The organism is Roseofilum acuticapitatum BLCC-M154 (assembly GCF_030068475.1).
GTDB lineage: Bacteria > Cyanobacteriota > Cyanobacteriia > Cyanobacteriales > Desertifilaceae > Roseofilum > Roseofilum acuticapitatum.
On sequence record NZ_JAQOSP010000062.1, the window covers coordinates 19,204 to 29,377 of the forward strand.

The 10,174-nt window shown below is 48.5% G+C and carries 5 protein-coding genes; 4 read left to right on the forward strand and 1 reads right to left on the reverse strand.

The genetic code is table 11. The features are described 5' to 3' along the window. Nucleotides 1-108 precede the first annotated feature (108 nt). From PMG71_RS08660 to PMG71_RS08670, 3 genes are all read left to right on the forward strand, one after another. Complete coding sequence (locus tag PMG71_RS08660; RefSeq protein ID WP_283753265.1) at nt 109-1,023, forward strand: 2OG-Fe(II) oxygenase; 915 nt, start codon at nt 109-111, stop codon at nt 1,021-1,023. A gap of 406 nt (nt 1,024-1,429) precedes the next feature. Beyond that, nucleotides 1,430-5,533 (forward strand): CHAT domain-containing protein, encoded by a 4,104-nt coding sequence (locus PMG71_RS08665; protein WP_283753266.1) that lies wholly within the window; start codon nt 1,430-1,432, stop codon nt 5,531-5,533. Nucleotides 5,534-5,618: 85 nt separating this feature from the next. Beyond that, the gene (locus PMG71_RS08670; protein ID WP_283753267.1) at nt 5,619-6,596 is read left to right on the forward strand and encodes an RpnC/YadD family protein; all 978 of its coding nucleotides are present in this window, start codon (nt 5,619-5,621) and stop codon (nt 6,594-6,596) included. A gap of 15 nt (nt 6,597-6,611) precedes the next feature. Here PMG71_RS08670 and PMG71_RS08675 read toward each other — a convergent pair whose 3' ends face one another. Further along, a complete protein-coding gene (locus tag PMG71_RS08675; protein ID WP_283753268.1) occupies nt 6,612-9,455 on the reverse strand; it encodes a two-partner secretion domain-containing protein in 2,844 nt (947 codons plus the stop codon). 87 nt (nt 9,456-9,542) lie between these two features. Between PMG71_RS08675 and PMG71_RS08680 the strand changes: the two genes are divergently transcribed. After that, a partial coding sequence (locus tag PMG71_RS08680; protein ID WP_283753269.1) for a hypothetical protein occupies nt 9,543-10,174 on the forward strand: 632 nt, incomplete at its 3' end.

The following is a 10,174-nucleotide window of genomic DNA, read 5'->3' on the forward strand; positions in this document are numbered from 1 at the left end:
GAGACACCTTGATAATTATCACAGTAAGTTAATAAGGTAAACCCGTGACCAGCGTGCATTATCATTGGGTCATTCAGGAGAGATGAATGATAATTACTGGTTTATCCTATGAGTAGCCAACAAACAGCAGCCATTCAAACCGTTAAAGTTACCCTGCTCTTAGCCGGAGGGCATCAGTATACCCTCTCTCTGCCATCTAATTCTCCCATTCTGGTGGCAGTCATGAAAGTCTTAGCTTCCCAAACTGGAAATACAGCCAATAATGCGACTTCTGGCTCCCAATTATTTCAAATTCCCCTCAATGACGATCGCCAAGCGCTCTGTTTTCCTAGCCATCAACTGATCGGGGCAATCACGGAGCCGCCTTTATATGTGCAGCAAAAAGCACAACAAATGTCCAGCCCTGCACCCCAACCTCCAGCTCCCTTACCCAATACCATTACCTCCCGCTTCGTCCATTTAGATAACTTCCTGAGTGACGACGAATGCGATCGCCTACTCAAATACGTGAAAAAACGTCAAAAAGACTTCACTAGCACCACTACATCCACGGGAGAAGCCGACTATCGCTACTCCACTGTTCTCTATCACTTCCCAGAATTCTCCGAGATGATAATTGAACGGGTAAAGGGGATGATGCCAGAAGTTTTACCCCAATTGGATCGTCCCCTATTTGTACCCCAGGATGTAGAAGCCCAATTAACCGCCCATAATGACGGTCATTATTTTAAGCTTCATAATGATAACGGCTCTCCTGACACCGCTACCAGAGAGCTAACCTATGTGTACTATTTTCATAATCAACCTAAACACTTTAGTGGCGGAGAACTGCTTCTTTACGACAGTACAATCAAAAATGGCTATTATGCTAAAGCCGATACCTACCAAACCGTTGAACCCCGACATAACAGTATCGTTTTTTTCCTCAGTCGCTATTTACATGAAGTGCTACCTGTGCGGTGTCCCTCGAAGAAATTTACCGATAGTCGGTTTACCATTAATGGTTGGGTAAGGCGATCGTAATACAGCCGTTTTCTGGCGTTACAGCGCAAAGCGCTGTATCGGTAGACAGTAGGAAAAGATCCCCCCTTGCCCCCCTCTTAAAAAGGGGAGAATAGGAAAGTCCCCCTTTTTAAGGGGGATTTTCCGCAAGCGGACATGAAAGGGGGATCAAGATGTCCCACATAAAGCGCGAAAACTGCTGTATCAGCCACACCTCCAAAGAGCTGAGACGCTGAAGATCCTCTCGCCAGAAAAAAGTTATCATGAATTTAGATGCAGCAAGAGATCTCTATCGCCAACCTAAATGAGTTATAGAACGATTGCCTCCCCTACCCCCTTCTCCCGCAGGAGAAGGGGAAACTCAAGAATCCCGTGGGAGAGTGATTTTCCGTTATTGAAACCCTTAATTATTCTTCATTAAAAAACTATGATGCTACCCATGGGAAGCCTAAAAAAAAGATGGTATTATTTTCTGCTCATCGTTACCCTTGTGCCCTTCTATGGTGGCTCAGGATGGGCGCAATCAATTATTCCAGCTCAAGATGGGGTAGGCACTCTGGTTACTCCTGGCAATAATCAACAGTTCAATATTCAAGGCGGAACCCAGTCTGGGCAAAATCTCTTCCATAGTTTCCAGCAGTTTGGCTTAACCCAGGGTCAAATCGCTAACTTTATGGCTCAACCGGATATCAAAAATATTTTGGGTCGTGTGGTTGGCGGCGATCCGTCTATTATTAATGGATTAATTCAACTGAATAATAGTAGTGCTAACCTCTATTTAATTAATCCTGCGGGGATTCTCTTTGGGCCGAATGCCAGTTTAAATGTACCTGCGGATTTTTATGCAACAACAGCAACCAGTATCGGATTAGGACTCGATCAATGGTTTAATGTGGTGGGTGCAAATGATTGGAGTAGCTTAACGGGAGTCCCAACTGAATTTAAGTTTGAGGGGGCTAATCCGGGCAGTATTGTTAATCTGGGGAATCTACAAGTCAATGAGCAGCAAACCTTGGGTTTAATTGGCGGTAATACTCTCAATTTGGGCACTCTATCTGCACCGGGGGGAAATATTACGATTGCTGCGGTTCCGGGAGAAAAATCAGTACGCATTTCTCAGGAAGGTCATCTCTTAAGTTTAGATCTACCGGTGAATTCGGAAAATCCTCATTCCCAAGCTATTACTCCGTTAAGTCTTCCGGAATTATTGACGATTAGTTCATTGAATCATGCTGAAAGGGTAACGGTAAATTCCCAGGGACAGGTGGTGTTAACGGGATCGGGGATTACCCTTCCGGAAATGTCGGGGTTGGCGATCGCCTCCGGAACCATCGATACTTCTGATATAACGGGTGGAAATATCACCATTTTAGGCGATCGCGTCGGCATCATCGATGCTCAGATCAACGCCTCCGGAACCCAAGGCGGCGGAACCATCAACATCGGCGGTTCCTTCCAAGGAAAAGGCCCCCTTCCCAACAGTAACTTTACCCTGGTTAACGAAAATAGCACGATCAATGCTGATGCCCTGCTCAATGGAGATGGGGGAAACATCGTTATCTGGAGCGATCAAACCACCCAATTTTTGGGAACGATTAGCGCCACAGGAGGAGAAAATTCAGGTAATGGCGGATTGGTCGAAGTTTCTGGTCTATCCTTCCTAAACTACCAAGGAACCGTAGACACCACTGCACCTCAAGGCAAAATCGGAACCCTACTCCTTGACCCCACCAATATAGAAGTCGTCCCTGAAGGACTTAGCTCTAATTTAGAGGATGTCGATGAATTCAGCGATCCAGACTTAGATGAACCTCTTCGTCTGACAACAATTAGCGTCAGTGCAATCAATAATGCAGAAACCAACGTCACCCTACAAGCCACTGAAAATATCACCTTCAGTGAAGCGGTTAATATGACCACTGAATCTATCGGACTCACGGCTGAAGCTGGAACTTCTATCGATGTTGAGGCCAGCATCAGCACCAATAATGGCAATCTCACCCTTGATGCTCCCACCATTAATGTAAATGCTCCCCTGAGTACAGGAGGCGGCTTTGTTAGGCTGCAAGATAGCACTGCATCAGGCAGCTCTTCGATTACCGTCAATCAGAGCATCACCACCAGTGGAGGAGCAGTTACTATAACTGCTGATGGTAAAATTACCACCCAAGACATTACCACTGATGGAGGTGATATTAGTATCATTACCGCCAATGGCGCGATCGCCATGGGCAGTCTTGATACCTCTAGCACAAGCAGTAGTGGCGGCAATGTTTCTTTAAGCGCTCTTCAAGATATAGAACTCACCTCAATTAATACGGAAGGGGGAACGACTGGAGGCAATGTTAACCTCACCACTGAAGGTTTTGTAAAGGTCACTGGCACATTCACCGCCAACAATAGTGAAACTGCCAGTATTTCCACTATTGGAGATACAGAGGGTGGAACCATCACCATTACCCATGGTGGAAACGGCGAAACACCTTTTATTGTCGGTGATGCCACCACTAATGGGACAGCAGGCGCAATTACCAGGGGCACAGATACAGAATCAACCATCAGTATTACCAACGAATATCTAGAAAGCCATACCCAGGATAGCGATCGGATTCAAATTCTGACGACCGCAACGCCAACGCCGACCCCAACGCCGACCCCAACCCCAACCCCGACTGAACCAGAACCCCCTCCAGGCGATCCCACAGCTCCACCGAGTGGAGAGCAACCCCCACCGGATGGCGGCGATCAACCTCCACAGGATGGCGGCGACCAACCTCCACAGGATGGCGGCGACCAACCTCCACAGGATGGCGGCGACCAACCTCCACAGGATGGCGGCGATCAACCTCCACAGGATGGCGGCGATCAACCTCCACAGGATGGCGGCGACCAACCTCCACAGGATGGCGGCGACCAACCTCCACAGGATGGCGGCGACCAACCTCCACAGGATGGCGGCGACCAACCTCCACAGGATGGAAATTTTGATCAGTTTAATCCCACTAGAGAAGGTTTAGAGAATCCTAATTCCTCCAATCAGCAGTTTGGAGATTTGGGCCCAGAAGGCCCTGGAGGGGAGTTACGTCAACCTGCCCCAGATGTCCCAGAAGGCGATCGCGCTCCAGCACCAGAACGCCAACCTCAAGCGGCCGAACCCTCAGAAGAGCAACCCCCTCCCAGACAACCGGGTGATCCAGGTCAAGATGCACCAGAAGGGGGGGAAGCTGGCCCCAATAATCCGGAGAGAATGGCGCGATCCGAAAGGTTAGAAATTGCCCGCAACAGTATTGATAATCAACTGGATGCCGGGAATTTAGATGAAGCAACCCTATCCATTGATGGTTTATTCAGTGATGAACTTTCGCTGTATACCGGAGAAGAATATGAAATCAATGATAATGTGCAATCGGTCGAAAAATTCCAAGAGCGTTTAGCCGAAATTGAAAGACTGACCGGTAAAACCACCGTCATCACCTATGTATTAGCTCGCCCCAATCAATTAGATTTAATTTTGGTCACGCCCAAAGGTCAATCCATTTATAAAAGTGTCCCCAACATTCAACGATCTCAAGTCCTGGAAACGATCCAAAACTTTCGAGGCGAATTGACCAATCCCCGTAAACGCAATACCACCAGTTATCTGCCCTATGCCCAACAACTCTATCAATGGTTCATTGCACCCATAGAAGATCAATTAGAAGAGGCGGGAACTGATGTTTTAGTCTTCAGCATGGATGTGGGATTAAGATCGGTTCCGGTGGCAGCTTTACATGATGGACAACAATTCCTGATTGAAAAGTATAATCTGGGCTTAATTCCTTCCGTACTGCTCACCGATACCCGATATCAGTCCTTAAGCAATGCCCAAGTCCTAGCCTTTGGAGCCTCTGAGTTTAGCCAACAAGCGCCTTTACCGGCGGTTCCTGTAGAGATTGACACCATTACTCAGAATTTATGGACAGGGAAAGCCTTCTTGAATACCGACTTCACCTTTAATAACTTGGTGTCTCAACGTCAGTTTTCTCCTTCGGCGATCGTCCATTTAGCAACCCATGCAGAGTTTAATCCTGGAACGCCCAAAAATTCTTATATTCAACTCTGGAATGAGCAACTAACTCTCGATAAATTAAGAACATTAGGATGGGATAATCCCCAAGTAGAACTCTTGGTGTTAAGCGCCTGTCGTACCGCAGTCGGCGATCCCTCCGCCGAGTTAGGATTTGCCGGATTAGCCGTACAAGCCGGTGTAAAAACCGCCTTAGCGAGTCTGTGGTATGTCTCCGATGAAGGCACATTAGCCCTAATGACTCAGTTCTATGATTACTTAAGAAATGCCCAACTCAAATCCGATGCCCTCCGGGAGGCACAGCTTGCCATGCTTAGGGGTGATGTACGGATTGAAGGGGGACAATTACGGGCGAACAGAGGTGGAAATGTTGCTCTACCTTCCGTATTAGCCAATGTGCCTGAGCGGTCTTTAGCTCATCCTTATTATTGGTCAGGCTTTACTATGATTGGCTCACCGTGGTAAGTAGAGGTGGTGAGTAGGGCGATCGCTAATGAACAGACTCATTATACAATAGCCAATAAGCGTACTACTCTGATCTCACTGTCCCGTGACACGCCAACCCCACGACCAATTTGCCAAGCAATACCTCAAAGAACTCCTTGAACCCCTGGGAACTGTGGAAATTAGCCAAGAAATTCCAGGGGAAACCCTCTCTATCGATCTCATTTTTCAGCCCTCACCTGAACCGCCAAGCAACCCTCCAGCACTGGGTTTACTCGCTCAATTAGCTTCTCGGCCTTGCTTACTAGAACCCTATCGTAACTGTCCAAATCACTCAGAAATTCGCAACTGTCTTCTTAAACTTTTTCATGTTCATGCCCAGCTACACCGTCAAGCTAAACGGGAAAATCGCACACTGGATGAACAGCAATTACCTCGATTATGGATTCTAACTCCAACAGCATCTAAAAGACTATTAAAAGAATTAGGTGCTGAAGTCGATAGAGGATACAACTATACAGGAGTGTATCGACTAGCACAGATTAACCAAACAGGGATTATTGCCATCAACCAACTGCCAGAAATTTCAGAAACCCTATGGTTAAGAATGTTGGGCAAAGGCAGCACTCAGAAAAGAGCTATTGAACAAGTTCTAGAACTACCCAGAGAAGATCCTCAGCGCAAAAATATCCTAGAGCTGGTTGGTATCTGGCGGATTAATGTAGCCAGTAAAATAGAGTTAGAATCAGAAGAAAGGGAGTTAATTATGGAATTATCACCAGCTTATCTAAAATGGCGAGAAGATACCCTGCAAGAAGGTATTCGACAAGGACTTGAGCAAGGACTTGAGCGGGGACTTGAGCGGGGAGTTCAACAGGGAGTTCAACAGGGAGTTCAACAAGAACGACGCTTGAGCATTGAAGCATTGCTCAGGACTCGATTTGGTGAGTTGGATGAGGAACTTTTGGGTATTATTAATGCTTTACTAGAGTTGTCTCCCGATGAGTTTATGCCCTTGTGTTTGAATGCTTCTCGTGAGCAGTTAGTACAGCAATTTGGCGATTCTACCGACAGGCTTGAATAGCTTGGCAATACACCATCATTCCCGCACACAATCTGCATAAGGCTGTAAGGAGCCATGGGGAGTCACTTTTTCCGTCGTTGTCGTTAAAAAGATTTCTCCCTTCTCATTCATCACCCATCCAGTAGCCATGGGTAACCGAGGACGGGAGGTGGTGATATTGCCTCGTCTGGGTACAGTGGACTGCCTATTCTCCCTTAATTCAGGTAATTCAGGAACCAGTTGCATCCTCTCCACCTCCACAGAACCCGGATTCACCGGTTGATTAGGGGTGGGAGGTAAACCCCGTCCAGTACGGGTTAATTCCCGCTCTCCCGAACGCAATTGAGCCTCTGGGCGACAAATGGGGCGAATTCCCTGCGGTGTTTCAATTGCTTGTGGTAAATCTGCCGTATTCTGAGCCGGATCGATATCTGGAGTATTAGTTTCTACTACACCGCTAAACTGAGGGCCCAAGGCTGACGTTACTGTAATATCACTCTCTGAGGTTAACTGATTGCGAAACTCCGTGCCATAAATCCCCTGAGCCGTAATAATCACACGACCGCCAAAGTTTTGCTCGGCATTAGCGCTAATATCGCTATTTTCCAAAGCGGTTAATAAATCGGTAGTGATGGTAATATTACCACCCGTGGATTCTCCGAAGGCATTGGTCACAATCTGACTGCCTTCCCGCAAGCGGATATCCTCAGCATTAAGAAAAATATTACCCTGAGCGCCCGAAGTTGTATTGGCTGTTATGGCTCCTCCAGTTAAGCGCACTTCAGGGGCAGTAATCAGAATATCTCCCGCTCCTCCCAAAGGTAAATTAGTAAGAATATTACCCGCAGGGTCGCGCAAAATCCCATTCACATTAATTTCCGCCCCATTATTCACCGTCAACCGCTCCGTCCCGATAATCAAATCCCCCGCATTTCCCGGCCCCTCCGTGCGTACCGTCATCCGGGTCGGGCGACCATCCGCAGCAAGACCACTCAAATTCACCGATTCCGAAGCCGTTACCCGCAACGTTCCACCTTGTCCCGGCCCCTGGGTGGAGGCCGTCACTTGTCCCCCATTCTCTAGGTCTAAGCGCCGAGTCAGTACCGTAATATCTCCTGCGGGCTGCTCCCCCAGAGTTAAAGCCACAATAGCGCTCGGACTTTGATTATCAGCCGTACTTCCCCTGACCTGGAGCTGTTCCCAAGCATTGACCGTTAGTCTTCCCCCTGGCCCTCCCCCAAACGTTCCGGCGGAAATAGTCCCCCCATTCTCTAAGGTGAGGAACCGGGTATTCACCTGCACATCTCCCCCCCGTCCAGTCGCGGGAATCACGGGAACTCGCTCCCGATTGGGGCCAGGAATGAATCGAATTGCTCCACTAGGGGGGGCTTCAAGTTCTTCTAAAGGTGTAAAGTTCACTTGGGAAAAAATGCCACTGGGGTTATCTTGGGTTCCCCCAGAGATCAAAATACTCTCCGATGCACCGATAATCAGATTTCCAGCATCTCCCGTTCCCCTGGTGCTGGCAGAAATTTGCGCCCCACTGTCGATTAAAATGGCTCTCGCGCCAATGGTAATATCTCCGGCTGGTTGGTTGTCAATGAACGTTGCAGTAGAAATGACCGCTCCTTCTTGTAAGCGCAATTGTCCGGTGGTGATGTTCAGATTTCCCCCTTTACCAAACCCCAAGGTAGCGGCAAAGATGCCACCGGGAACCCCAAAGGGAGTTGTTCCAGAGACATTTAAGGATTCTGGAGCGTTGAGGGTAATGTTGCCTCCTAACCCTGGACTCAAGCTAGAGGCGGAAATCTGCGCTCCATTGGTAATGTTAATTCGGGGTGCAGTGACGGTAATGTTGCCCGCAGAACCTTGGGCGAGGGTTTCGGTGAGAATGGCGCTGGTGACGAAGCCTCTGGAGATTCCCCCAGTCACGGTTACGGAGTCGGTAGCGGTGACGGTGAGAGTGCCTCCGGGTTGGTTGCCTTCGGTGAGACTGAGAAAGAGGGAACCTTGAGCGAGGGTAATGTTGCGTCCGTAGGCTTGCAGGTCTCCCCCTCCCTGACCACTGGTATCAGCGACTGAGATGGCCGAAAGGGTGATATCTCCGGATGTGGTGAGGGAGAAAGGGGTAGCGGTGAGTTGATTTTGCTCCAGGTTCAGGTTAACGGCTCCATTTCCCCCGGCAATTAAGTCAATGCGCCCATCTTCTGCGGTTAATGTGCCTCCGGCTAGGTTGAGTTCTCCACCGACTAGGGCTAAGGTTTGACCGGGTTGTACGTGCAAGCCTTGAACTTGTCCCCGCGTGACGACTCCGTTTTGGGGGTTGATGCTGAGGTTATGGCCTTGACCTTCGACGATGATTGGGGCAGGGTTTTCACTGAGATGAATTTGAGTGGGGACGCTGACGGTGAGTAGGGGTGGGGTTTGGGAGGGGATGGCGCTGAAGGATGTGCCGTCTGCGAAGTCGATACGGTTGGCGGTGGTGGCAAGGAAGGAACCGCCGATGTTGAGGGAGGCGTTGGGGCCAAAAAGGATACCGTTGGGATTGAGGAGAAATAGGTTGGCTGTGCCGTTGGCGCGGATTAAGCCGTTGATGGTGGAGGGGTTTGCGCCAGTGACACGGCTAAAAATGTTGCTGATATTGGGGGTATTGTTGAAGAGAACTTGGGTATTGGTGGGGAGGGAGAATTGGTCGAAGCTGTGGAAAAGGTTGCTACCTTGGGGAGTTCCGCCGTTGATGAGCCAAAGGTTATTTTGGGGGGTGGTGACGGTGGTATTTTGGGGTAAGGTGCGATCGGGTACAATCTGGGCATGAGCTAGGGTTGGCCAGATGCTTAGGAGTAGGGGGAGGGTGAGTAGGGTTTTGCAGGGTTGGGTCATGGGGGATGTGTTGGGCGATCGCCAGTACGCCAGTAAGATTGTATCGGAAAATGTAAATTATCTTTAGTTCTGTTATTATCTATTGCTGTGACCAGACAACCCCACGATCAATTTGCCAAGCAATACCTCAAAGAACTGCTCGAACCCCTGGGAACGGTGGAAATTAGCCGGGAAATCCCAGGGGAAACCCTGCAAATCGATCTGATTTTCGAGCCATCCCCCGAACCCCCAAGCAACGCGCCTACCTTGGGTTTACTCTCTCAATTAGCAGCTACCCCTTGCCTGTTAGAACCTTATCGTAATTGTCCGAGTCACTCAGAGATTCGCAGTTGTATTCTCAAACTTTTTCATGTTCATGCAGAGCTACAGCGTCAAGCCAAACGGGAAAAACCGACTCTTGAAGAACAACAATTGCCTCAATTATGGATTTTAACGCCAACAGCATCTAAGAAGCTATTGGAAGAATTAGGTGCTAAGGAGAATACTGAGTATGGGTATACAGGAGTGTATCGACTCGCACAAATTAACCAAACGGGAATCATTGCCATTAACCAATTGCCAGAAATCCCAGAAACCTTATGGTTAAGGATGTTGGGGAAAGGAGGGACTCAGAAAAGAGCGATTGAAGAAGTGCTGGAGTTACCCAGAGAAGATCCTCAACGGCGAAATATATTAGAGCTAGTGGGGATATGGCGGATTAATGTAGCCACTAAAATAGA